The sequence below is a fragment of the Streptomyces sp. NPDC107575 genome (genome assembly GCF_055657265.1).
This window is the reverse complement of record NZ_JBVKBG010000006.1, coordinates 188,979-212,283: the sequence shown is the minus strand read 5'-3', so window position 1 is coordinate 212,283 and position 23,305 is coordinate 188,979. Positions and strand designations below refer to the sequence as shown.

The following is a 23,305-nucleotide window of genomic DNA, read 5'->3' as shown; positions in this document are numbered from 1 at the left end:
GTCCGGCCATGGACGCGTTCGTGGAGAAGTTCGATCCCTGGTCCCCGGCCTTCGTCAGCGACCCGTACCCCGCCTACGGGGCCCTGCGCGAGTCCGGCCGGGTGCACTGGTTCGAGCCCTCGAACCAGTACCTGATCCCGCACCACGCGGACGTCTCGGCGCTCCTGCGCGACCGCCGCCTGGGCCGCACCTATCAACACCGCTACGCCCACGAGGACTTCGGCCGCACGGCCCCGCCGCCCGAGCACGAGCCGTTCCACACCCTCAACGACCACGGCATGCTCGACCTGGAGCCCCCGGACCACACGCGCATCCGCCGCCTGGTCTCGAAGGCGTTCACGCCGGGTACGGTGCGTCAACTCCAGCCGTACGTCGAGAAGTTGGCGGACGAGCTCGTGTCAGGGCTCGTCGCCGACGGCGGCGGGGACCTGCTCACGGCCGTCGCCGAACCGCTGCCCGTGGCCGTCATCGCGGAGATGCTCGGCATCCCCGAGTCGGACCGCGCGCCGCTGCGGCCGTGGTCGGCGGCGATCTGCGGGATGTACGAGCTGAACCCGTCGCAGGAGACGGCGCGGGCCGCGGTCACCGCGTCCCTCGAATTCACCGAGTATCTGCGGGAGTTGATCGCGCGGCGCCGGGCGCGCCCCGCCGACGACCTGATCTCGGGGCTCATCGCCGCCCACGACGACGAGGGCGGCACGGACGGCGCAGGACCCGCCCGCCTCACCGAGCAGGAGATGATCTCCACCTGCGTCCTGCTCCTCAACGCGGGGCACGAGGCCACGGTCAACGCGACCGTGAACGGCTGGTGGGCCCTGTTCCGGCACCCCGAGCAGCTGGCGGCCCTGCGCGCGGACCACTCCCTGGTGCCCTCCGCGATCGAGGAGCTGATGCGCTACGACACCCCGCTCCAGCTGTTCGAACGCTGGGTGCTCGACGAGATCGAGGTGGCGGGCACCACGATCCCGGCCGGCTCGGAGGTGGCCCTGCTGTTCGGCTCGGCCAACCACGATCCGGCGGTCTTCACCGCCCCGGAGAGGCTGGACCTGACGCGCGCCGACAACCCGCACATCTCGTTCTCCGCGGGCATCCACTACTGCATCGGCGCCCCGCTCGCCCGCATCGAACTCGCCGCGTCCATGCGGGCGTTGCTGACACGGGCGCCGACGCTGCGGCTCGCGGCGGAGCCGGAGCGCAAGCCGAACTTCGTCATCCGGGGGCTTGAGGGGCTTGCCGTGGAGTTGTGAGCGCGGGTCAGTTGGACATGTCCCGCCGCCGCAGGCCGACCAGGCCCACGGCGACGAACACCGCGGCGAGCAGCACCTCCACGAGCACCGGGCCCCACGTCATCTCCCCGCCCGGCAGCTTCGGCAGGTGCCCGAACGGCGAGACGTCCATGACGGCCTGCGGCAGCTTGAGCGCCGGGCCGATCCAGCCGATGAGGAGCGCCGCGCCCGCCGCCGCCCACGCGGCGACGGCCGCCCGCGGCAGCAGCCCGTACAGCAGCACGGCCACCCCGCCGAGCGTCCAGATCGCGGCGAGCTGGACCAGGCAGGCGCCGACGACGGGGCCGAACTCCTTGCCGTAGCCGAGCGCGAGCCCGATCCCGCCGAGCAGCATGATCAGCGCGGCGCCCGCGAAGGCGATGACCAGGTGGCCGCCGGCCCAGGCGGTGCGGCCGACCGCGTTCGCGAGGATCGGTTCGGCGCGCTGCGAGGTCTCCTCGCCGCTGAGCCGGAGCACCGCCTGCACGATGTAGAGCGCGGCGACCATCCCGAGCATGCCGACCATCGTGGCGAGGAAGGCGTCGGTGATGCCGGAGTGGCCGCCCATCCGCTCGATGATCTCCACGGTGTTCTCGCTGTCGCCGACCAGGTCGGCCGCTCCCTCGGTCATCCCGCCGAAGACGACACCGGCCGCGAGGAACCCGATCGACCAGCCGATCACGCTGCCGCGCTGGAGCCGCCAGGCCAGCGCACCGGCCGTGCCGAGGCGCCCGTTCGCGGGCCCCGGCCGGGTCGGCAGGAAGCTCATGCCGATGTCGCGCCGCCCGGCGAGTTCGTAGCCGATCACGCCCTGGACCAGGACGGCCGCGAGGAACAGCCCGAGCACCCACCACCGCTCGTCGGCGAAGGCGCGGGTGTTCTCGACCCAGCCGATCGGCGAGATCCAGGTCAGCGGCGAGGAGCCGTCGTTCGTTCCGGAGTCGCCCGCCGCCCGCAGGACGAAGGCGACGCCGAGCACCGCCGATGTGGCGCCGCGCGCGAGCCGGGCGCTCTCCGTGAACTGGGCGACGATCGCCGCCATCGTCGCGAACACCATCCCGCAGCCGCCGATCGCGAGCCCGAGGGCCAGGGCCCCCGCGCCGCCCTGGGCGGCGAGGCCGCCCGCGACCAGCAGCGCCAGCACACCGTTGGCGACGAGGGCCGTGAGCAGCGCGGCGGTCAGCGGCGCGCGCCGCCCCACCATCGCCGACGAGACCAGCTCCTGCCGCCCGCTCTCCTCCTCGTCACGGGTGTGCCGCACGACGATGAGCAGGCTCATGATCGCGGCGAAGACCGCGGCGAACGTGCCCGCGCGCCAGGCCGTGAGCGCGCCGAGCGAGTCCCCGAAGACGGGCCCGTACATGGCGCGCATCGAGCTGTTGGTGTTCATGGAGGCCGCGATGTCGGCGCGCTCGGCGGCCGTGGGCCACACGGACTTCAGCGAGTTCGGCATCGACACGACCATCACGGTGGTGATGGCGACCCATACGGGCATCATCACGCGGTCGCGCCGCAGCGCGAGCCTGAGCAGTGTCCCGGTGCCCGCGAGGTGCCGCGCGCCGCCGGACCGGGAGACGTAGCGGTTGTCGCTCACGAGGGTGGTCATCGCGACACCGCCGCCTCGGGAGTGCGGACGTCCTCCTGGTAGTGCCGCATGAACAGCTCTTCCAGGGTGGGCGGGGTGCTGGTCAGCGAGCGCACACCGGACCCGGCGAGCGAGCGGAGCACGGCGTCGAGCTTGTCGGTGTCGACCTGAAGCTTGACGCGTTTGCCCTGTACGTCGAGGTCGTGCACCCCGGGGAGATCGCTCAACCCGCCCGGCTCACCGGCGAGTTCCGCGGTGACGCTGGTCCGGGTCAGGTGCCGCAGGTCGGCCAGCGAACCGCTCTCCACGGTCACGCCCTTGCGGATGATGCTGACCCGGTCGCAGAGCTCCTCGACCTCGCTGAGGATGTGCGAGGACAGCAGCACCGTGCGCCCGTGCTCGCGCGCGGCCTCCTCGACGTAGGACTGGAAGACGTCCTCCATCAGCGGGTCGAGCCCGGAGGTCGGCTCGTCGAGGATCAGCACGTCGATGTCGACGGCGGCGAACGCGGCGACGAGGGCGACCTTCTGCCGGTTGCCCTTGGAGTACGTGCGGCCCTTCTTGGTCGGGTCGAGTTCGAAGCGCTCGATGAGCTCGGCCTTGCGCTTCTTGTCGAGCCCGCCGCGCAGCCGCCCGTAGAGGTCGATGACCTCGCCGCCGCTGAGGTTGCGCCACAGCGTCACATCACCCGGCACGTACGCGACCTTGCGGTGCAGCTCCACGGCGTCGGCCCAGGGGTCGCGGCCGAGCAGCTGGACGGCGCCGGAGTCCGCGCGGAGCAGGCCGAGCAGGACGCGGATGGTGGTGGACTTCCCCGCGCCGTTCGGGCCGAGGAAGCCGTGCACCTCTCCGGCCTCGACATCCAGGTCGAGACCGTCGAGGGCATGGGTCTTGCCGAACGACTTGTGCAGTCCGGAGACCGTGATTGCCTTCGTCATGGTTCTGAAGCTACGCGCACTTCACAAATTTGTGAAGTTAAGGAAACGTATAAACTGGCGTCGCAGACCGGGCAAGGGGAGAGGATCGGGACATGGGTACGCAGGGCATGGACGAGACGCGGGCACGGGCGGCCGAGGAGGCCCGCTCCCGGTTTGTCGAACGTTTCGCCGCCCAGCTCGTCGAGGCCGGCATGACCCGGATGCCCGCCCGCATCTTCTCGGCCCTCCTCGCCTCCGATTCCGGCGCCCTCACCTCCGCCGAACTCGGCAAGCAGCTCCAGGTCAGCCCGGCCGCGGTGTCCGGGGCGGTGCGCTATCTGACCCAGCAGCACATGGTCACGCGCGAGCGCGAGCCCGGGACGCGGCGCGACCTCTTCCGGGTGCGCAGCAACCAGTGGTACGAGGCGCTGACCAACCGCGACAGCATCATGAAGCGCTGGGAGGACGCGCTGCGCGAGGGCGTCGACAGCCTCGGCGCGGACACCCCCGCGGGCCGCCGCATCGGCGAGACGCTCGCGTTCTTCGAGTTCGTCCAGGTGGAACTGGCGGAACTGATGGACCGCTGGCGCGAACACCGCAAGACCCTGGGCTTCTCGGACAACTGAGCACATCAAGCCCCTGCGCCGCGTGAACCGCGCAAATCGGGCCTCTCGGCGCATGAGTCGCGAAAATCAAGCCCTGCCGGCGATTGAGGCGCGGGGTCCGGGGCAGAGCCCCGAGACCTCAGCCACGGTGCCGGGTACCGCTCACGGCAACGCCAACCGCCACGCTCCGGCCCGCACCGACCACGTCCGCCTCCGCACCGGCCCCCCGATCCGCACCTGATCCGCCCGATACCGGAAATCCGCCCCGGTCACGGTGACCGTGTGCGCCCGCACGGAGACCGCCGCCCCCGCGGCCCCCCGCACCTCCACCCGCGCGAGCCCGTCCCCCGCACAGGGCGTCACCGAGACGCCCCGCACCGGCTCGTCGAGGTCGACGAGCGTCGCCCCGTCCGCCTCGATCCGCAGCCGCGCGGGCTGCGCCTCACCCGCCTCCGCACCCCGCGGCGAGCGCACCGCGAGGCTGCGCACGAGCGAGCCGCACGTCCGCCACCAGGCCCGGCCGCCCCCGGCCCCCGAGCCCGGGGGATCGGCGATCGGCGGGATGCACAGGCCGCCGAGCACCACCCCGTCGCTGTCGTCCACCAGCAGATCGAGCCGCCGCGGCGCCCCGTCGAGCGCGGCCCGCGCCGCCTCGACCGTGCCCCCGGGCACTCCGAGCGAATGGGCGAGCGACACCGCCGACCCCACCGGCACCATCGAGAACACCGCGTCCGCCAGCTCCCGCTCCCGGTGCAGCAGCGACACCGCGCGCAGCAGCGCCCGGTCGTCGCCGACCACGACCGGCCGTCGTACACCCCGCTTGGCCAGCGCTTTCGCAAAATCGGCGGGTCCCTCCGGCAGGCACACCTTCGCCGTCGAACCCGCGCACAACACGTCCTTGGCGATGCGCACGGACTCCCCGTCGGCGCGCATCGCGAGCGGATCGACGATCACCAGAAGCTGCCGCGACAGCCCCTCGCTCGCGTCGTCCGTACGGTCAGATGGATGGTCCAAAGCCGCCACCTCGGCCTTGCCTCGCTTCCTCGGGTAGCATCTTTGTGCAAGAGCCCCTTGCGCTATTGCGCCAGGGGCTTCGTCTATTCCGGGGCACCCCAAGGCTCACGAAGGCACGCCGCAAAGCCGCGGCCACAGCCCCTGACCTTGGACATGCCCCGCCCGGAAGGGGTGTACGCCTGTGCCCGCACTTGTGCTGCTCGGTGCTCAGTGGGGTGACGAAGGCAAGGGAAAGGCCACCGACCTGCTCGGTGGATCCGTGGACTATGTAGTGCGCTACCAGGGCGGCAACAACGCCGGCCACACGGTTGTCGTAGGCGACCAGAAGTACGCGCTGCATCTCCTCCCTTCCGGAATCCTCTCGCCGGAGTGCACGCCGGTCATTGGAAACGGTGTCGTCGTCGACCCGTCGGTCCTGCTCTCCGAGCTGAGCGGTCTGAACGAGCGCGGCGTCGACACGTCGAAGCTCCTGCTCAGCGGTAACGCGCACATCATCACGCCCTACAACGTGACGGTGGACAAGGTGACGGAACGCTTCCTCGGGAAGCGGAAGATCGGCACCACCGGCCGCGGCATCGGCCCGACGTACGCGGACAAGATCAACCGCGTCGGCATCCGCGTCCAGGACCTCTACGACGAGTCGATCCTCACCCAGAAGGTCGAGGCGGCCCTCGAGGTCAAGAACCAGCTCCTGACGAAGCTCTACAACCGCCGCGCCATCGAGGCGCAGCAGGTGGTCGAGGAGCTGCTGGGCTACGCCGACAAGATCAAGGGCTACGTCGCCGACACCACGCTGGTGATCAACGACGCGCTCGACGAGGACAAGGTCGTGCTGTTCGAGGGCGGCCAGGGCACGCTCCTCGACATCGACCACGGCACGTACCCCTTCGTCACCTCCTCGAACCCGACCGCGGGCGGCGCCTGCACGGGTGCGGGCGTCGGCCCGACGAAGATCAGCCGCGTCATCGGCATCCTCAAGGCCTACACGACGCGGGTCGGCGCGGGCCCGTTCCCGACCGAGCTGTTCGACCAGGACGGCGAGGACCTGCGCCGCATCGGTGGCGAGCGCGGTGTCACCACCGGCCGTGACCGTCGCTGCGGCTGGTTCGACGCGGTGATCGCCCGTTACGCGACGCGCGTCAACGGCCTCACCGACTTCTTCCTGACGAAGCTCGACGTGCTCACCGGCTGGGAGCAGATCCCGGTCTGCGTCGCGTACGAGATCGACGGCAAGCGCGTCGAGGAGCTCCCGTACTCCCAGACCGACTTCCACCACGCGAAGCCGGTCTACGAGTACCTGCCGGGCTGGTCGGAGGACATCACGAAGGCCAAGACCTTCGCGGACCTCCCCAAGAACGCGCAGGCGTACGTGAAGGCGCTGGAGGAGATGTCCGGCGCCCCGATCTCCGCGATCGGCGTCGGCCCTGGCCGCGACGAGACGATCCAGGTCAACTCGTTCCTGTAGGCCCTTTCCGGCCTTGTGCGCCCCGGTCCGCCTCGGCGGGCCGGGGCGTCGTCGTTGACAGGCCCTCAGCCCCGCCTGTCGTACGTCACCGGTGCCTCGCCGCCCGACATGACGCGCTCCAGGCGGCCGGTCGACGTGAGGGTGATCGTGCTCGGTTCGCCCGGGCTGCAGGCGTCGGTGGGCCGGGCCGTCGTCGGGTCGGTGGGGCCGATGCGGACCGTGGAGGACGTCGCCGACTCCAGCCGGCCCTGGAAGACGCAGTGGTAGGGCTCGCCGTTCTTCTGGTAGCCGTCCGCCGTCAGGGAGAAGACCGTGTCGCCCGACGCGCCCTGCTGGAGCGTGATGCTGCGCGGGTGGTGGCCGTTGGCGTTGTCGATCGCGCCCTCCCATGTGCCGAGGAAGCCGATCGGTATGTCGCCCGCGGCGGACTGCGGGGACTCCTCCTGGGTGGTCGTCTCCTGACCCGGAGAGCTCGGAGAGACCGAGGAGCCCGGGGAGCCGGGGGCGGGGGAGAGCGGGGCGGACGTGGCGGACGTGGGGGAGACCTTGTCGTCGGCCCGGCCGGACGGCTTGTCCTCGCCGTTCATCAGCGCGTACACCGAACCGCCCGCGCCGAGCGCGACGATCAGCGCGACCGCGATGAGCGCCGGGGTGGAGCGGTTGCGGCGCGGCGGCTCGGGAGGCGGCGGACCGTACGGCGGGGTCCGGCCCCACGGGTGGCCGTACCCCGGCGCGGGCGGGGGCGCGGGCGGCGGGGTCGCAGGTGCTTCGTGGGAGACCACGGTCGGCAGGTGGTTCAGCGAGGCCGCGCCGGGCGTGCCGGGCGGCGGGGGCGCGGCCGGTTCGGGGGCGGGCGGCGGTGCGGGCGCGGGTGCCGGGGCCGGGGTCGCGGTCGTGCGCTCCGGGTTCTCCGTGTCGAGCAACTTCGCGGCGTGCCGGGCCAGTTGGGCGACGAGGGCGCCCGGAAGCCACGGGTCACGGGTGCGCCCGCCGTCGCCCAACGCGTCGTCCACGCCGGTCCGTTCGAGTATCTCGTCGAGCGTGGGACGGTCCCCCGGCTGCTTGTGCAGACAGTCGCGGACGAGATCCTGGAGGCCCTCCGGCAGCTCCGCCAGATCGGGCGGCTCCTCCGCGATCCGGAACATCAGGGCGTGCACCCCGCTGTTGGTCGTGCGGAACGGCAGCTTCCCCGACGCCGCGTAGGCGAGCACCGATCCCAGGCAGAACACGTCGCACGCCGGGGTGATCCCGTCGCCGCGGACCTGCTCGGGCGCCATGAATCCGGGCGAGCCGACCAGCGCCCCGGTACGGGTCAGCCCGCCGTCGGTGACCGTCTCCAGGGCGCGCGCGATGCCGAAGTCGATGACGCGCGGCCCGTCGATGGTGATCAGCACGTTCGACGGCTTCAGGTCGCGGTGCACGATGCCCGCCGCGTGGATGTCCTTCAGCGCGTGCGCGAGGCCGCCCGCGAGGATGCGCACCGAACGCTCGGGCAGCGCGCCGTAGTCGTGCGAGACCACCTGCTGGAGGCTGGGCCCCGCCACGTACCCGGTCGCCACCCAGGGGAGCTCCGCGTCCGTGTCCGCGTCGAGCACCGGAGCCGTCCACGCGCCGCCGACCCGCCGCGCGGCCGCCACCTCCTGCCGGAACCGGTGCCTGAACTCCTCCTGCTCCGCGAGCTCTTCGCGGATCACCTTCACCGCGACCGTGCGACCCCGCTCCGAGCGCGCGAGATACACCTCGCCCATGCCGCCCGCGCCGAGCCGGCCGAGCAGCCGGTACGCGCCGATGCTCTGCATACCCTCCATGTCGCGCCACCCTCCCCCGATATGTGTGCAACGAACTGAGAATAATGCGGACATACGACAGAGAGGGCCCCCGCGGGCCGAGCGGTTCCGTTCGTCGTCCTGTGTTGACGCGGATCGTGGCGCCGATCGTTAACCGTCACCAAGCGCGGCCTTAACCCGGCCGTTCGTAGCGTCATGGGCATGGACAACCTCCCACCGGCGGCGGAGCTCGGCGCCCACCTCGGCCTCGATCTGCTCGCCGTGACCCTGCTGACCTTCGGCATCTTCTATCCGCGGCATCGCAGGCGCGAGCTCGTGCCCGCGTATCTCGCGCTGAACGTCGCCCTGTTCGCGGTCGTCGCCGCGCTCGGCGAGGTCGGCAAGGGCGGCGGGCTCGCCCTCGGGTTCGGCCTGTTCGGCGTGCTGTCCATCGTGCGGCTGCGCTCCGACGCGCTGCGGCACCAGGAAGTCGCGTACTACTTCGTGACGCTGGTCCTCGGGCTGCTGTGCGGCCTTCGCGCACTCGGCCTCGGCGTCACCGCCGCGCTCGCCGCGCTGCTCCTCGCGGTCGTCTACGTCGCCGACCACCCGCGCCTGTACGCCCGGGACCGCCGGGCCGTCGTCACCCTCGACTCCGTGCACGTCGACGAGGACGCGCTGCGGGCCGAACTGGCGAGGCGCGTGGGGCGGCCGCATGGTTGGACCGTGCAGGAGATCGACTACGTGCGCGACCTGATGGTCGTGGAAGTTCGATTCCGGCAGCCGGAGGCCCGGGAACGATCGGAGGCGCCCATACGTACCTCTCGTACCCACAGGGGTGCTCATGACCGTCATGAGTCTCGCAGTACGACGAAGACCGCAGCCGCCTATCACCAGGAGACCGTGTGATCCCCGCCGTACGCGCCATCGGGCGCGCCGCACTCGCCGCCAAGCCGTTGTCGCTCGATGAACTGAACAACAGGGCAGAGCTGTTGGCCCGCTACGACAACAGCTATCTGGTGCCGGTGGAGGTCTTCGAGGACTTCGCCGCGCTGCTGACCGACCCGCGGCGCCCCGAGGGCCCCTTCCGCTCGCTCTCGGTGAACGGCCGGCGCTGGTTCTCGTACAGATCGACCTACTACGACACCGCCGACCTGCGCACCTATCACGACCACCGGCAGGGGCGCCGGCTCCGGTACAAGATCCGCGAGCGGCTCTACCAGGACACGGGGGAGCGGCAGTTCGAGATCAAGCTCAAGAACGGGCGGGGCGAGACCGTCAAGCACCGTCGCCGCCTGGAGGGCGAGGAGCGGCCGCTCGACGCCGCGCAGCAGGGCTTCCTCGCCGGTGTGCTCGGCGGGGCGTACGGCATCGAGGCGCCGGAGGACCTCGAACCCTCGCTGGTCACGGACTACCAGCGCGCCACGTTCGTCGCCGACGGGCAGCGGATCACGTGCGACGCCGGGCTCGTGGTGCGGGACCTCTCCGACGGGCGGACGGTCCGGGCGGACGGGGGCCTCGTCCTCGTCGAGACCAAGACGCGCGGCCAGCTGACCGAGGCGGACCGGGTGCTCCACCGCTTCGGCGTCCGCACGGCCGAGTTCACGAAGTACTGCGGCGGATTCGCCGCGCTGCGGCCGGAGTTGGGCATCAACCGGTGGGCCCGGGCGGTGCGGGAGGCGTTCCCCCGGGTCGGCTCAGCGGCGGCTTGAGCAATTCAAGCCCCGCCGGCGATTGAGGCGCGGGGTCCGGGGCAGAGCCCCGAGACCCGCAACATCGGTGCAGGTCAACCCCACCGGAGCGTGACCACCGCTCCGCTCTCCGACGAGCCGAAGGAGACCGTCCCCCCGGTCTCCTCGGCCGTCCGGCGGACGATCGAGAGGCCGAGGCCCGTGGAGCCGCCCCCGCTGGCGCCACGCGTCTCGGCCTCCGCCGGAAGACCGGGCCCGTCGTCCGCGACGACCAGCTCCGAGGCGGAGCCGTCCGCCCGGACCGTGACCCGGAACCCGACCCCTTGCGGCGTGTGGTCCAGTACGTTCCCGATCAACGCGTCGAGCGCCGCGACCAGCTCGTCCTCCGGCACGGGCACCGCCACCGCGACCTGGGGCACCGACACCTCCAGGTCCCGCCCCTGGTCCGTGGCGAGCGGCTCCCAGAAGTCCGCCCGCTCCCGGGCGACCGCCGCGAGATCCGCCCCCGCCACCCCGCGGAGCGGCTTGCGCGCCTTGCGGATGACGTCGTCCACGCCCAGTTCGAGCGCCGCGACCCCCGCCGCGATCCGCTCGGCCTCCTCCGCGTCCCGCAGCCCCTCCGCGTCCAGACGCAGTGCCGCGACGGGCGTGCGCAGCCGGTGCGCGAGGTCGGCCGCGTTCTCCCGCTCGGCGGTGAGCAGCTCGTCGATGCGGGCCGCGAGATGGTTCAGCTCCGCGGCCACGGAACGCAGCTCCGGCGGCCCCTGCGGCTCTGCGCGGGCGGTCAGGTCGCCGCCCGCGAGCCGGTCCGCCGTCCCGGCCAGCGCCCGCGTCGCCCCGACGAGCCGCGCCCCGAGCCGGTCCGCGAGCAGCAGCCCGATGAGCACGAGGCCGAGCCCGATACCGGCCAGCGTCAGCCACGACGAGAGCATCCCGTCGTACAGCTGCCTGCCGGTCAGGCTCACCTGGACGACGGCCGTGCCGCCCTCCGCGCCCTGCACCGGCACCAGGACCTGGCGGCCCCCGCCCGGCGGCTCGTACGTGAAGGCGCGCCCCGCCCGCGCGAGGCGCACCGCGTCGGTGACGGCGGCCGGGGCGCCGATGACCTTGCCGTCGGCGAAGATCAACGAAGTGTCCGGCTGATCACCGGAGTTGACGCTCTCCACGGCCTGTTCGGCACCGGCCCGCTCGTCCGGGCTGTGCAGCGTGGGGCCCATCGCGGCGGCCACCCACTGGGCGCGGGCGGTCGCCTCCGCGGTCGTCCGGTCCGCGGCGTGGCTGCGGGTGAGCAGGGTCAGCGGGACGAGCAGCGCCGTCAGGACGAGGGCGGTGGTGGCCGCGGTGAGCAGCAGCAGCGTGCGGCGCACTACGCCTCCGCCCGCTCGTCGGGCGCCTGCAGCTTCACACCCACCGTGCGTACGGTGTGCAGATAGCGCGGCGCCTGCGCCGACTCGCCCAACTTCCTTCTCAGCCAGGACAGATGGACGTCGACGGTCTTGTCGGCGCCGCCCAGCGGCTGCTGCCACACCTCGGCGAGCAGCTCGCGGCGCGAGACGACCTGCCCCGGCCGGTGGGCGAGATGCGCGAGCAGGTCGAACTCGCGGGGCGTCAGATCGAGCGGCCGCCCGTCGAGCGTGACCTCGCGGGACGCGGGCGTGATCACGAGCCCGCCGACCGTGAGCGGCTCGTCGGCGTCCTCGGGCAGCCCGAGGCGGCGCAGCACCGCCTTGATCCGGGCGTCCAACTGGGCCGCGCCGAACGGTTTCACGATGTAGTCGTCGGCCCCGTCCCCGAGCACCGCGACCATCTCGCCCTCCTCGTCGCGGGCCGTCGCCACGATCACCGGTACGTCGCTCACCGCGCGCAGCATCCGGAGTATTCGGGCGCCGTCCACATCGGGCAGGCCCAGATCGAGGACGACCAGGTCGGGCCGGTCGGTGACAGCGGCGTCGAGGCCGGCCATGCCGGTGGCGGCGGTGGCGACGGCGTGGCCCCGGTCGCGCAGGGCGCGGACCAGGGCGTTCCGCAGGGCGGGATCATCTTCGACGACCAGGAGGTGTGGCATTTGATCACCGTATGTGTGGGGCGCCTGCGGGCCCCGGCGGGGTCCTGCCGACGTCAGTCGTCGTCATCGTCGTCGGGGACCAGTACGGCCCGGGGTGTGCCCGAGCCGGCCGAACACCGGATCTCGTAGTGCCGGTCGGGGCTGTCGTCGTCCGACGGCTCCGCCTCCAGGCGGGCCACGCGCCCCGGGCCGCGTACGACGTCGTCGTCGATCTCGTAGCCGTCGGCCGGGCTCCACGCCACCAGGTACACGCTGCCGTCCGTCCCGCACTCGACCGTCGCGGAGCCGCCCGTGAAGCGGAGCGTGCGGCGCTGGTCGGCGGGGGCAGGGGCGGCGGACGAGCTGTCGGCGCGGGGGGTCGAGGCCTGCGCGGACGCCAGGGCGCGGTGCACCGCCGCGTCGTCGAGCGGATGGCCGTGCGTGCCGGTTCCGGCGTTCGCGTCGGAGCCCGCGAGCTGCCAGGCGCCGAGCGCGCCCGCGACCGTGCCCACGGCGACCCAGGCCGCGGTCACGGCGACATTGCGCCAGCGGCGCGCGTTCGGCTTGGTCATGCGGACAACACTGCCCGACGGTTTCCTAACGCCACGCTAAAAGCAGCTCAGGACGGGGCCGGGAACCGGGGGCGACAGACTGTCGGGTTCGACGGCGTCCCACAGACAGGACGCCGATGGTGTGCCGGTGCATCGCGCATTTACCCTCGGCCCCATGACCCCTCAGCCGAATCCCCAGGTCGGCGCCGCCGTGAAGGCCGCGGACCGCAAGCACGTCTTCCACTCCTGGTCGGCACAGGAGCTGATCGACCCGCTGGCCGTCGCCGGCGCCGAAGGCTCCTACTTCTGGGACTACGAAGGAAACCGCTACCTCGACTTCACCTCCGGACTCGTCTACACGAACATCGGGTACCAGCACCCGAAGGTCGTCGCGGCGATCCAGGAGCAGGCCGGGAAGATGACGACCTTCGCCCCCGCCTTCGCCATCGAGTCGCGCTCCGAGGCCGCACGCCTCATCGCCGAGCGCACCCCCGGCGACCTGGACAAGATCTTCTTCACCAACGGTGGCGCCGACGCCGTCGAGCACGCCCTGCGGATGGCCCGCCTGCACACGGGCCGCCCGAAGGTGCTCTCCGCGTACCGCTCGTACCACGGCGGCACCCAGCAGGCCATCAACGTCACGGGCGACCCGCGCCGCTGGGCCAGCGACACCGGCACGGCGGGTGTGGCCCGCTTCTGGGCCCCCTTCCTCTACCGCTCGCGCTTCTACGCGGAGACGGAGGAGCAGGAGTGCGAGCGCGCGCTCGAGCACCTCGAATCGACGATCCAGTTCGAGGGCCCGTCGACGATCGCCGCGATCATCCTGGAGACGGTCCCGGGCACGGCGGGCATCATGCTCCCGCCGAAGGGCTACCTGGCGGGCGTCCGTGAGCTCTGCGACCGCTACGGCATCGTCTTCGTCCTGGACGAGGTCATGGCGGGCTTCGGGCGTACGGGCAAGTGGTTCGCGGCCGACCTCTACGACGTGACGCCGGACCTCATGACCTTCGCGAAGGGCGTGAACTCGGGTTACGTCCCGCTGGGCGGCGTAGCGATCTCGGGCGCGATCGCGGAAACGTTCGCGAAGCGCCCCTACCCGGGCGGCCTGACCTACTCCGGCCACCCGCTGGCCTGCGCGGCCGCGGTCGCCACCATCAACGTGATGGAGGAGGAGGGCATCGTCGAGCACGCCGCGAAGCTCGGCTCCGAGGTCATCGAGCCGGCCCTCCGCGACCTCGCGGAGCGGCACCCCTCGGTGGGCGAGGTGCGCGGCGTCGGCATGTTCTGGGCGCTTGAGCTCGTACGGGACCGCTCCACGCGGGAGCCGCTGGTGCCGTACAACGCGGCCGGTGAGGCGAACGCCCCGATGGCCGCGTTCGGCGCCGCCGCCAAGGGGGCCGGCCTGTGGCCCTTCATCAACATGAACCGCACCCACGTGGTCCCGGCCCTCAACATCACGGAGGCGGAGGCCAAGGAGGGCCTCTCGGCGCTGGACGCTGCGCTGGCGGTGGCGGACACCCACGTGGCGTGATCCCACGGGGACCGGGGGCTGACCGGGTGGCCGGGGACCGGGGCCTGGCCGGGTGGCCGGGGGCTGGGGCTGGTCGGGTGGCCGGGAGCCGGGGTTCGACCGGGGGAGCGGGCGCCGGGGTGTGGCCGGGAGCCGGGGCGGAGTGGTCGTGACCGGGGGTTGTCCGCGTGCGGCCGCGCCCCGGGGCTCGGCCCCGTTCCCCCGCCTCTCTCCCGCCCGCCCCCTCCGGGGGCTTCGGTTAGAGCCCCCGGGCCCGGTTCCTGTCTCCGGCGTCGGGTGTGCGGTGGGGGCTGTGTCCTGAGGCCCTGGTCTCCCGGGGTTCGGCCCGTTTCCCCGCCCTGCTCCCGCCCGCCCCCTCCGGGGGCTTCGGTTAGAGCCCCGGGCCCGGTTCCTGTCTCCGGCGTCGGGTGTGCGGTGGGGGCTGCGCCCTGACCCCTGGTCTCCCGGGCTTGGCCCGTTCCCGCGCCCTTCTCCCACCCGCCCGCCCCGTCCGGAGGCTTCGGTCAGGAGTCACCGGGGTCGGTTCCTGTCTCCGGCGCCGGGTTTGGGTCGTGAGGGCTGTGCCCTGAGGCCGTGGTCTCCCGGGGGTTGGCCCCGTTCCCTCCGCCTCTCTCCCGCCCGCCCCTCCGGGGGCTACGGTCGTGCGCCCCAGGGGTCGGTTCCTGTCTCTGGCGCCGGGTTTGGGTCGTGGGGGCTGTGCCCTGAAGCCCTGGTCGCCCGAGGCTCGGCCCGTTCCCCCGCCTCTCTCCTACCGGGCCCCCCCGGGGGGCTTCGGTCAGGTGCCCCCGGGCCCGGCTGAGGGCTGCGCCTTGGGCCATCGGCCCTGCACAGAGCTCGCCCTGCGGGGCTCGGCCCCGTTACCGCGCCCTTCTCTCACCGGCACCGGGTGTGAGTCGTGAGGGCGCGCCCTCAACCGTCTTGTCGCCGCAGGGCCGGCCCTACTGCCCGGGGCCCCGCCCCGCTTCAGGTAATCCGTCGCCGAGCGCGGCTTCCGGTGGCCCACCGCTCGGCACGCGCCCCTCATTCACGCCCAACCGGGGCTCCGGACCGACCGGTGGGCCGACCCGTCTCGCCCCTCGGTGCGGCTGCAAGCAGGCGTACGGCACGGCGCAACAGGTATTGCCCCGGCCGGGGCTGGAGCCCCCGGAGGGGGCGGGCGGGTGGGAGGTGAGCGGGGCGGCGCAGCCGGAGGAGGCGCGTGCCGAGTGACTGTCACGAGGGCGTCGGCCTCGACGGGCCCCGGGGCCCGGTGCGGCGTATCGATGTCGGTCGGCGTCGAGTTCGGCACGGTTCAAGGCCCCGGTGCGGCGCAATGGGCACTGCCCGGGTCGGGGCTGGAGCCCCCGGAGGGGGCGGGCGGGTGGGAGATGGGCGGGGCCCGGCGCAGCCGGAGACGGGAGGCGCCGCGCACCCGTTGTGGGAGGCGCCGACCCGGAGGAGCTCCGAAACCCCGTTGCGGCGCACAAGCGCCGACCTCGACCACCACGTGAACCCCGCCGCCGCACAACCAACACCACACCCGCCACCCCGCCCCCGCACACCGTTACCGCCCGGCACCGCCCCGGGGCCCCGCCCCCCGCCCACGGAAACCGTCCGACGCCGCCCCGGCCCCGTCCCTGCACCCCGCCCCCGCCCACCCTCCCGAGACCAGGACCCCACCCCCGCCCCACCCCCCGCAGGCGTAACCTGACCAGCCACGCCAGACCACCCACCCACCCACCCACGCCAGCCGAACCGGGGGACCCGACCCGTGCCCGCTCCAGACGGCCCCGCCGTCACCCGCTCCACCCTGCGCCAGCAGATCGCGGACGCGCTGCGCGACGAGATCCTGGCGGGACGCCTCAGTCCCGGCCAGGAATTCACCGTCAAGGAGATCGCCGAGGGCTACGGGGTGTCGGCCACCCCCGTCCGCGAGGCCCTCGTCGACCTGTCCGCCCAGGGCCTCCTCGACTCCGCGCAGCACCGCGGCTTCCGCGTCCACGAGTACTCGCTCCCGGACTACCGGGCGATGATCGAGGCCCGCAGCCTCGTCGCGGACGGAATCTTCCGCGGCCTCTCCGCCGACCCGTCCCGCGCCCCGCAGACCGCCGACGCCCTCTCCGGCGTCCGCCGCCGCGGCGAGGAGGCGGCCCGTGCGGCCCGGGGCGGCGACCTGAACGTCCTCATCGGCTACGACCTGCGTTTCTGGCGAGAGCTCTCCGCCCTCTTCGGCAACCCGTACCTCTCCGACTTCTTCCACCGCCTGCGCGTCCAGTCCTGGATGTGCGCGGTCCCGCACCTGCGCGCCGCGGGCGACCTGCGGGGCCGGCTGTGGTCGGGCCACTGCGAATTGGTCGACGCGCTCGTGAACCGCGACCCCGATGCCGCGCAGGCGCTCATCGACGCGTACAACGACGACTCGCTGTCCTTGATCGAGGCTCTGACAGGCGCGTGAGCGGGTACTTCGGGGAGAACGGGTACGCGCAAGACAGGTCAACCCTGCCCCGCGTCCCACTACCCTGATGACGACGCCGATACCGTCCACCGCGCCGGAGCACTCCGGAGCACTGAGGAGCCCCCTTGGCCTGTGACCTGTGGCTCGTCCCCCTGGTCGACGTGCTGTGCCACAGCCCCGACAATCCGTTCGCCGATGAACTCGCGCTCTACGACAAGGCGTTGAACGAGGCAGGACTGCCACCGGTGCCGGTCCACGCGTACATGCCGGGCCTGTCCGGGGACGTGGCCCCGATCGCGGGCTTCGACTACGACGCGCTGCACTTCCTGCGCCGGGCGTACCTGTTGCAGATCTGCGGCCTCGCGGTGACGCCGGTCGATGAACTGGGCGGTGACTACGAGCAGTTGCTGGAGATGTTCGAGTCGACGGCCCAGAGTTCCCATCTGGTCTGGCATTACGACCACGCGGGCGCGTACGTTCCCGTGGACTTTCCCGAGCCGCTGTCCAATGAGGAACTCCTGGCAGGGGGCGGGCCGTTGGGGTCGTCGCACGCGTTGCTGCGGGAGCTGGAGTTCGTGGCCCCGGCGATTGGGATCGATCCGGCCAATCCGCCGCAGCCGCCGGCTCCGCCGGTTGCGCCGACGTCCCTGGAGGAACCGGCTGCGGCCGTGCCTCTGGACGACAATCCGTTCGCCCGGGAGCGGCACGTGTGGCTCGGCCTGCACCAGGCGGCGACCCGGAGTCTGGCCCAGAGCTCCATGCTCATCTTCAGCTGACCGGACCTGTTACGGCCGACCGTCCCGCCGCCCCGGGGCTCCGCCCCGGACCCCGCGCCTCAATCGCCGGCGGGGCTTGATTTTGCCCACCCACCGCCGCGCAAGGGGAGCGAGGGCCCTACCGCGGCTCCGGAGGCCGTTGCCGCGGCATGTTCGGCCTGGTCCCCGGCGGCAGCGGAAAGCGGCTGCTCGGCTGGTCCGCCGGGCGGGCCGCCGGGACGGACGCCTGCATGGTCAGCGGCGCGGGGCCGGACTTGAACTCCACCATCCAGTCCGCCGTCTCCGCGCGCACCAGCTCCGTCACGTCGTCCGAGAACCGCCGCAGCACCCCGAGGCACCGCTCGGCCGCCTCGCTGGCCGTCCCCTCGGTGGGCCCGAGGACCTCCCGTACGTTCTCCGAGGCCCAGTCGAACTGCAGCACCTGCAACCGCCGCTGCACGGCCTGCGCCGTGGCCACGTCCCGTATCCAGCCGGACGTCAGCCCGAAGTAGCGGTCGCACGCGACGCACGCCACCGCAAGGAGCAGCGACAGATATCCCCAGGGGGCCGCGCCGCCGAGGACGCCCGTCAGGTCGAGCAGCGGCAGCACCCCGCCGCAGACCGCGCCGAGCACCGTGCCCGCGCGCAGCGCCCGCGCGCCCCGCCGCTTCCACACCCGGTCGGAGAGGTACCAGTCCGCCGTGTTCAGGGCGCCCTTCTCGACCCAGCGGTACAGCTCGTCGAGGCGCTCGGCCGGTTCGCCCCAGTCGCCGAGCGGGAGCGCGCGGCCGGTGAGATCGCCCTGCCGGGGAACCTGTTTGCCGCGGCTGCCCCGGTCGCCGTCCTCGCCCGCCCCCTCCTGGGGTGCACCTTCGGGCTGCATCTCCGGCTGACTCACCCGGAACTCCCTCGACAGATCACGGCTGGGCGAGGCCCCGCACGGGTCGTCGGGGCCTGATGTGCAGCATCTTCCTACCGCCCAATGGGTGGCCGAACCCCAGTTTTCACCGGATCTCCGCCCGGAAGTGGTCCCGCATCAGGTATAGAAAGCAACCCATCTCACTCGAAAGAGTGCAGACCGGAAATGAGGCCCCGCATGCCCCGGGAGGCTTCAGGTCACCGGGGCGGGCGGCCCCCCGACCACGTAGGCTCGGATCCAGGGGCACCGGCGGACAACCGCAGACATACGCCCCGCCCCGTCGACGTGCAACGGACCGGAAGCGGACCGGAACAGGAGCTGATCGTGATCCCCGGTGGTGGCCAGCCCAATATGCAGCAGCTGCTCCAGCAGGCCCAGAAGATGCAGCAGGACCTCGCGCAGGCTCAGGAGGAGCTGGCGCAGACCGAGGTCGAGGGCCAGGCCGGCGGCGGTCTCGTCAAGGCGACGGTGACGGGCGGCGGCGAGCTGCGCAATCTCGTGATCGACCCGAAGGCGGTCGACCCCGAGGACACCGAGACCCTCGCCGACCTGGTGGTCGCGGCGGTCCAGGCGGCGAACGAGAACGCGCAGACGCTCCAGCAGCAGAAGCTCGGCCCGCTCGCCCAGGGACTCGGCGGCGGTGGCGGCATTCCGGGTCTCCCCTTCTGACCCCGCCGCCAACTACCGTACGTACCAAGCGACAACCGTAAGCAGCAGGAAGGCAATCCGTGTACGAAGGCGTGGTCCAGGACCTCATCGACGAGCTGGGCAGGCTGCCCGGCGTCGGTCCCAAGAGCGCGCAGCGGATCGCCTTCCACGTGCTGCAGGCGGAGCCCACCGACGTACGGCGGCTCGCGCAGGCCCTGATGGAGGTCAAGGCGAAGGTCCGCTTCTGCGCGACGTGCGGCAACGTCGCGCAGGAGGAGCTCTGCAACATCTGCCGCGACCAGCGGCGGGACGGTTCCGTGATCTGTGTCGTGGAGGAGCCCAAGGACGTCGTGGCGATCGAGCGCACCCGTGAGTTCCGCGGGCGGTACCACGTGCTCGGCGGCGCGATCAGCCCGATCGAGGGCGTGGGCCCCGACGATCTGCGGATACGGGAGCTGCTCGCCCGCCTCGCGGACGGCACGGTCACCGAGCTCATCCTCGCCACCGACCCGAACCTCGAGGGCGAGGCCACAGCGACGTACCTCGCCCGCATGATCAAGCCCATGGGCCTGAAGGTCACCCGCCTGGCCAGCGGCCTCCCCGTCGGGGGCGACCTGGAGTACGCGGACGAGGTGACCCTCGGCCGCGCCTTCGAGGGGAGAAGACTCCTAGATGTCTAAGACGCCACAGCAGTCGCCGACGAAGGCGCCGACGGCCCAGCAGCCGTCGACGCCCGACGCGGTCACGCTGCACTCCACGACCCAGGACCCCGACGACTTCGCCGTCCAGATCTCGGATCAGATCGAGTCGTTCATCGTGGCCGTGACAGAGATCGCCAAGGGCGACGAGCCGGACTCGGCGGTGCCGTTCCTGCTGCTCGAGGTCTCCCAACTGCTGCTCGCGGGCGGCCGGTTGGGCGCGCACGAGGACATCCTTCCGGACGAGCGCTACGAGCCGGACCTGGGCGCCGAGCCGGACATGGACGACCTGCGGGAGCGGCTCGCCGCGATGCTCGACCCGGTCGACGTGTACTCCGAGGTCTTCGACCCGTACGAGCCGCGCAAGGCGCCGGTCGCCGCGCGGATCTCGGACGACCTGGCGGACGTCGTCTCCGATCTGCGGCACGGCATGGCCCACTACCGGGCGGGCCGGATCACCGAGGCGCTGTGGTGGTGGCAGTTCTCGTACTTCTCCAACTGGGGCTCGACGGCCTCGGCGACGCTCCGCGCCCTGCAGTCCCTGGTGGCCCACGTCCGCCTCAACCAACCCCTCGAGGACCTCGACGGCCTGGACACGGACGAGGACCTCTCGACGGCCGAGGGCACCCTGGAGGAGGAGGCGGGCCAGGTCATGGCAGAGGAGATCGCGGGCCCCTTGGGACTCCGCCCAGTGAAGTGATTTTGGGGGCGCGGGGAACTGCGCAACCGCAACCCCGTCGCCCGCGCCAAGAGTGTGACCCGCCCCACTTCCCCGGTTACCCCGGCAGGGGACGGGCATGCGACTGTCCGGAGCGGCCGGAGATCGGCAAACGGAAACCTGGTGATCAAGTCGTGGGCGGGACATCTCACGGAGTGATACGGCCGGGGCGGATTTCGGCCGCTCGTTAAACTGAGCCGACCGCAGTGCGCATACGTACATGCGGTGACAGACGGACTGAGCGAGGAGCGCACGTGGGCCTTGTCGTGCAGAAGTACGGAGGCTCCTCCGTTGCAGATGCCGAGGGCATCAAGCGGGTCGCCAAGCGCATCGTCGACGCCAAGAAGAACGGCAACCAGGTTGTCGTTGTGGTGTCCGCGATGGGCGACACGACGGATGAGTTGATCGATCTCGCCGGACAGGTATCTCCGATTCCTGCCGGGCGCGAATTCGACATGCTGCTGACCGCCGGAGAGCGGATCTCCATGGCCTTGCTGGCGATGGCGATCAAAAACCTGGGCCACGAGGCCCAGTCGTTCACGGGCAGTCAGGCCGGTGTCATCACCGACTCGGTCCACAACAAAGCACGGATCATCGACGTCACGCCGGGCCGCATCCGGACTTCGATCGACGAGGGCAACATCGCCATCGTCGCCGGGTTCCAGGGTGTCAGCCAGGAGGGCAAGAACATCACGACCCTGGGTCGTGGTGGGTCCGACACCACCGCTGTCGCCCTCGCCGCCGCGCTCGACGCCGAGGTCTGCGAGATCTACACGGACGTCGACGGCGTGTTCACCGCCGACCCGCGCGTCGTGAAGAAGGCGCGGAAGATCGACTGGATCTCCTTCGAGGACATGCTGGAGCTCGCCAGCTCCGGGTCGAAGGTGCTGCTCCACCGCTGCGTGGAGTACGCCCGTCGGTACAACATCCCGATCCACGTCCGCTCCAGCTTCAGTGGGCTGAAGGGCACGTGGGTCAGCAACGAGCCGATCGAGAAGAACCAGCAAGGGGAAAAGGGCGTGGAGCAGGCCATCATCTCCGGTGTCGCGCACGACACCTCCGAGGCGAAGATCACCGTCGTCGGGGTTCCGGACAAGCCGGGCGAGGCCGCGAAGCTCTTCCGGGCCGTCGCGGACGCCCAGATCAACCTCGACATGATCGTGCAGAACGTGTCGGCCGCGTCGACCGGTCTGACCGACATCTCCTTCACGCTCCCCAAGACCGAGGGCCGCAAGGCCATCGACGCCCTGGAGAAGCAGAAGGCCAACGTCGGCTTCGACTCGCTGCGCTACGACGACCAGATCGCCAAGATCTCCCTCGTCGGCGCCGGCATGAAGACGAACCCGGGCGTCACGGCCGGCTTCTTCGAGGCGCTCACCGACGCGGGCGTGAACATCGAGCTGATCTCGACCTCCGAGATCCGCATCTCGGTCGTCACGCGTGAGGACGACGTGAACGAGGCCGTGCGCGCCGTGCACTCCGCCTTCGGTCTCGACTCGGACTCCGACGAGGCCGTGGTCTACGGAGGCACCGGCCGCTGATGGCCGAAGTCTCCGCCAGGCGTCCGACGCTCGCGGTCGTGGGAGCGACCGGGAGCGTCGGCGCCGTTCTGCTGCAGATCCTTTCGCAGCACGCGGACATCTGGGGCGAGATCCGGCTCGTGGCCTCCCCGCGCTCGGCGGGGCGCAAGCTCACCCTGCGCGGTGAGGAGGTCGAGGTCGTCGCCCTGACGGAGTCCGTCTTCGACGGGGTCGACGTCGCGATGTTCGACGTCCCCGACGCCGTGGCCGCGCAGTGGGCGCCGATCGCCGCCGCCAAGGGCGTCGTCGTGGTGGACAACTCGCCGGCCTTCCGGATGGACCCGGATGTACCGCTCGTCGTCCCCGAGGTGAATCCGCACGCCGCGCGCGTGCGGCCGCGCGGCATCATCGCCAACCCCAACTGCACGACGCTGTCGATGATCGTGGCGATCGGGGCGCTGCACGCCGAGTTCGGGCTGCGCGAGCTGGTCGCGTCCAGCTATCAGGCGGTGAGCGGGGCGGGCCGCGCCGGGGTCGAGACGCTGCGCGCGCAGCTCTCCCTCGTGGCGGGCTCGGAGCTCGGGACCACGCCCGGCGATCTGCGCCGGGCCGTCGGCGACCGTACGGGTCCGTTCCCCGAGCCCGTCGCCCTCAACGTCGTGCCGTGGTCGGGCGAGCTGTGCGAGGACGGCTGGTCGTCGGAGGAGATGAAGGTGCGGGACGAGTCCCGCAAGATCCTCGGCCTCCCCGACCTGAAGGTCGCGGTCACCTGTGTGCAGGTGCCCGTCGTCACCACGCACTCCCTGACCGTGCACGCCCGCTTCCAGAGCGAGGTCACCGTCGACCGGGCGCGCGAGATCATCGCGACCGCGCCGGGCGTCGTGCTCTTCGACAATCCGGCCGCCGGTGAATTCCCCACGCCGGCCGACGCGGTGGGCACCGATCCGACGTGGGTGGGCCGCGTGCGGCGTTCGCTCGACGATCCGACCGGGCTCGAACTCTTCGTGTGCGGGGACAATCTGCGCAAAGGCGCGGCTTTGAACACCGCGCAGATCGCCGAGCTGGTGGCGGCCGAGCTCGCCGCGATGTGAGCTGCGGCTCTTTCGGTGCCCGTGATGCGGGCATCCTCTTCCCATTCGTGCATCCGCCCATAAGATTCTGTGTGAGTTTTGTGTAAGG

At 71.9% G+C, this 23,305-nt stretch carries 21 protein-coding genes; 13 read left to right on the top strand and 8 right to left on the bottom strand.

Annotated elements, in window-relative coordinates; all coding sequences use genetic code 11:
• Positions 1-8: 8 nt before the first annotated feature.
• Complete coding sequence (locus ACZ7L4_RS30455; protein ID WP_472107656.1) at positions 9-1,247, top strand: cytochrome P450; 1,239 nt, start codon at positions 9-11, stop codon at positions 1,245-1,247.
• Positions 1,248-1,254: 7 nt separating this feature from the next.
• Here ACZ7L4_RS30455 and ACZ7L4_RS30450 read toward each other — a convergent pair whose 3' ends face one another.
• Together ACZ7L4_RS30450 and ACZ7L4_RS30445 are read right to left on the bottom strand one after the other, a co-directional pair.
• On the bottom strand, positions 1,255-2,871 hold the full coding sequence (locus tag ACZ7L4_RS30450) for an ABC transporter permease (RefSeq protein WP_472107654.1): 1,617 nt from the start codon (positions 2,869-2,871) through the stop codon (positions 1,255-1,257).
• Positions 2,868-3,788 carry an ABC transporter ATP-binding protein gene (locus ACZ7L4_RS30445; protein ID WP_472107652.1) on the bottom strand — a complete coding sequence of 307 codons (921 nt, stop codon included), beginning with the start codon at positions 3,786-3,788 and terminating at the stop codon, positions 2,868-2,870. Before ACZ7L4_RS30445 ends, ACZ7L4_RS30450 begins: the two co-directional genes overlap by 4 nt.
• Positions 3,789-3,880: 92 nt before the next feature.
• Between ACZ7L4_RS30445 and ACZ7L4_RS30440 the strand changes: the two genes are divergently transcribed.
• Positions 3,881-4,393 (top strand): GbsR/MarR family transcriptional regulator, encoded by a 513-nt coding sequence (locus ACZ7L4_RS30440; RefSeq protein ID WP_472107650.1) that lies wholly within the window; start codon positions 3,881-3,883, stop codon positions 4,391-4,393.
• Positions 4,394-4,534: 141 nt separating this feature from the next.
• Here the strand turns inward: ACZ7L4_RS30440 and ACZ7L4_RS30435 are convergent, their stop codons facing one another.
• Positions 4,535-5,395 carry a diacylglycerol kinase family protein gene (locus ACZ7L4_RS30435; protein WP_472107648.1) on the bottom strand — a complete coding sequence of 287 codons (861 nt, stop codon included), beginning with the start codon at positions 5,393-5,395 and terminating at the stop codon, positions 4,535-4,537.
• Between the two features lie 172 nt (positions 5,396-5,567).
• On the opposite strand from ACZ7L4_RS30435, the gene ACZ7L4_RS30430 reads away from it, so the two are divergent.
• Positions 5,568-6,851, top strand: a complete 1,284-nt coding sequence (locus ACZ7L4_RS30430) for an adenylosuccinate synthase (protein ID WP_266711597.1) — start codon at positions 5,568-5,570, stop codon at positions 6,849-6,851.
• Between the two features lie 65 nt (positions 6,852-6,916).
• Here ACZ7L4_RS30430 and ACZ7L4_RS30425 read toward each other — a convergent pair whose 3' ends face one another.
• A complete protein-coding gene (locus ACZ7L4_RS30425) occupies positions 6,917-8,650 on the bottom strand; it encodes a serine/threonine-protein kinase (RefSeq protein ID WP_472108149.1) in 1,734 nt (577 codons plus the stop codon).
• Between the two features lie 189 nt (positions 8,651-8,839).
• Here ACZ7L4_RS30425 and ACZ7L4_RS30420 point away from each other — a divergent pair, with 189 nt between their 5' ends.
• Positions 8,840-9,526, top strand: coding sequence for a DUF4956 domain-containing protein (locus ACZ7L4_RS30420; RefSeq protein ID WP_472107646.1), 687 nt, complete (start codon positions 8,840-8,842; stop codon positions 9,524-9,526).
• Positions 9,523-10,329 carry a polyphosphate polymerase domain-containing protein gene (locus tag ACZ7L4_RS30415; protein ID WP_472107644.1) on the top strand — a complete coding sequence of 269 codons (807 nt, stop codon included), beginning with the start codon at positions 9,523-9,525 and terminating at the stop codon, positions 10,327-10,329. Before ACZ7L4_RS30420 ends, ACZ7L4_RS30415 begins: the two co-directional genes overlap by 4 nt.
• A gap of 74 nt (positions 10,330-10,403) precedes the next feature.
• On the opposite strand, the gene ACZ7L4_RS30410 is transcribed toward ACZ7L4_RS30415, so the two are convergent.
• Genes ACZ7L4_RS30410 through ACZ7L4_RS30400 form a run of 3 tightly spaced genes read right to left on the bottom strand, consistent with a single transcriptional unit; the run spans position 10,404 to position 12,924 of the window.
• Positions 10,404-11,675, bottom strand: a complete 1,272-nt coding sequence (locus ACZ7L4_RS30410; protein WP_472107642.1) for a sensor histidine kinase — start codon at positions 11,673-11,675, stop codon at positions 10,404-10,406.
• Positions 11,675-12,373 carry a response regulator transcription factor gene (locus tag ACZ7L4_RS30405; RefSeq protein ID WP_472107641.1) on the bottom strand — a complete coding sequence of 233 codons (699 nt, stop codon included), beginning with the start codon at positions 12,371-12,373 and terminating at the stop codon, positions 11,675-11,677. Before ACZ7L4_RS30405 ends, ACZ7L4_RS30410 begins: the two co-directional genes overlap by 1 nt.
• Before the next feature lie 53 nt (positions 12,374-12,426).
• On the bottom strand, positions 12,427-12,924 hold the full coding sequence (locus ACZ7L4_RS30400) for a hypothetical protein (RefSeq protein WP_472107639.1): 498 nt from the start codon (positions 12,922-12,924) through the stop codon (positions 12,427-12,429).
• 154 nt (positions 12,925-13,078) lie between these two features.
• Here ACZ7L4_RS30400 and ACZ7L4_RS30395 point away from each other — a divergent pair, with 154 nt between their 5' ends.
• The 3 genes from ACZ7L4_RS30395 (at position 13,079) to ACZ7L4_RS30385 (ending at position 17,644) form a co-directional block, all read left to right on the top strand.
• Positions 13,079-14,434 (top strand): aminotransferase class III-fold pyridoxal phosphate-dependent enzyme, encoded by a 1,356-nt coding sequence (locus ACZ7L4_RS30395; protein ID WP_472107638.1) that lies wholly within the window; start codon positions 13,079-13,081, stop codon positions 14,432-14,434.
• 1,750 nt (positions 14,435-16,184) lie between these two features.
• Complete coding sequence (locus ACZ7L4_RS30390; RefSeq protein ID WP_472107636.1) at positions 16,185-16,868, top strand: GntR family transcriptional regulator; 684 nt, start codon at positions 16,185-16,187, stop codon at positions 16,866-16,868.
• A 125-nt stretch (positions 16,869-16,993) separates the two neighbouring features.
• Positions 16,994-17,644, top strand: a complete 651-nt coding sequence (locus tag ACZ7L4_RS30385) for a hypothetical protein (protein ID WP_472107634.1) — start codon at positions 16,994-16,996, stop codon at positions 17,642-17,644.
• A gap of 118 nt (positions 17,645-17,762) precedes the next feature.
• Here ACZ7L4_RS30385 and ACZ7L4_RS30380 read toward each other — a convergent pair whose 3' ends face one another.
• Positions 17,763-18,521 carry an SLATT domain-containing protein gene (locus ACZ7L4_RS30380; protein WP_472107632.1) on the bottom strand — a complete coding sequence of 253 codons (759 nt, stop codon included), beginning with the start codon at positions 18,519-18,521 and terminating at the stop codon, positions 17,763-17,765.
• A gap of 345 nt (positions 18,522-18,866) precedes the next feature.
• Here ACZ7L4_RS30380 and ACZ7L4_RS30375 point away from each other — a divergent pair, with 345 nt between their 5' ends.
• The 5 genes from ACZ7L4_RS30375 (at position 18,867) to ACZ7L4_RS30355 (ending at position 23,217) form a co-directional block, all read left to right on the top strand.
• Complete coding sequence (locus ACZ7L4_RS30375; RefSeq protein WP_450810207.1) at positions 18,867-19,211, top strand: YbaB/EbfC family nucleoid-associated protein; 345 nt, start codon at positions 18,867-18,869, stop codon at positions 19,209-19,211.
• Positions 19,212-19,270: 59 nt separating this feature from the next.
• On the top strand, positions 19,271-19,870 hold the full coding sequence (gene recR, locus ACZ7L4_RS30370) for a recombination mediator RecR (protein ID WP_306318459.1): 600 nt from the start codon (positions 19,271-19,273) through the stop codon (positions 19,868-19,870).
• A complete protein-coding gene (locus tag ACZ7L4_RS30365) occupies positions 19,863-20,588 on the top strand; it encodes a DUF5063 domain-containing protein (protein WP_472107630.1) in 726 nt (241 codons plus the stop codon). Before recR ends, ACZ7L4_RS30365 begins: the two co-directional genes overlap by 8 nt.
• Positions 20,589-20,860: 272 nt before the next feature.
• The gene (locus ACZ7L4_RS30360; RefSeq protein ID WP_472107628.1) at positions 20,861-22,147 is read left to right on the top strand and encodes an aspartate kinase; all 1,287 of its coding nucleotides are present in this window, start codon (positions 20,861-20,863) and stop codon (positions 22,145-22,147) included.
• A complete protein-coding gene (locus tag ACZ7L4_RS30355) occupies positions 22,147-23,217 on the top strand; it encodes an aspartate-semialdehyde dehydrogenase (protein WP_472107626.1) in 1,071 nt (356 codons plus the stop codon). Before ACZ7L4_RS30360 ends, ACZ7L4_RS30355 begins: the two co-directional genes overlap by 1 nt.
• The last annotated feature ends 88 nt before the right edge of the window (positions 23,218-23,305 follow it).

Bases quoted from the DNA above. Each gene is read 5' to 3' on its own strand.
- ACZ7L4_RS30455 (WP_472107656.1), top strand. From the start codon at position 9: ATGGACGCGTTCGTGGAGAAGTTCGATCCCTGGTCCCCGGCCTTCGTC.
- ACZ7L4_RS30450 (WP_472107654.1), bottom strand. From the start codon at position 2,871: ATGACCACCCTCGTGAGCGACAACCGCTACGTCTCCCGGTCCGGCGGC.
- ACZ7L4_RS30445 (WP_472107652.1), bottom strand. From the start codon at position 3,788: ATGACGAAGGCAATCACGGTCTCCGGACTGCACAAGTCGTTCGGCAAG.
- ACZ7L4_RS30440 (WP_472107650.1), top strand. From the start codon at position 3,881: ATGGGTACGCAGGGCATGGACGAGACGCGGGCACGGGCGGCCGAGGAG.
- ACZ7L4_RS30425 (WP_472108149.1), bottom strand. From the start codon at position 8,650: ATGCAGAGCATCGGCGCGTACCGGCTGCTCGGCCGGCTCGGCGCGGGC.
- ACZ7L4_RS30420 (WP_472107646.1), top strand. From the start codon at position 8,840: ATGGACAACCTCCCACCGGCGGCGGAGCTCGGCGCCCACCTCGGCCTC.
- ACZ7L4_RS30405 (WP_472107641.1), bottom strand. From the start codon at position 12,373: ATGCCACACCTCCTGGTCGTCGAAGATGATCCCGCCCTGCGGAACGCC.
- ACZ7L4_RS30400 (WP_472107639.1), bottom strand. From the start codon at position 12,924: ATGACCAAGCCGAACGCGCGCCGCTGGCGCAATGTCGCCGTGACCGCG.
- ACZ7L4_RS30395 (WP_472107638.1), top strand. From the start codon at position 13,079: ATGACCCCTCAGCCGAATCCCCAGGTCGGCGCCGCCGTGAAGGCCGCG.
- ACZ7L4_RS30365 (WP_472107630.1), top strand. From the start codon at position 19,863: ATGTCTAAGACGCCACAGCAGTCGCCGACGAAGGCGCCGACGGCCCAG.
- ACZ7L4_RS30355 (WP_472107626.1), top strand. From the start codon at position 22,147: ATGGCCGAAGTCTCCGCCAGGCGTCCGACGCTCGCGGTCGTGGGAGCG.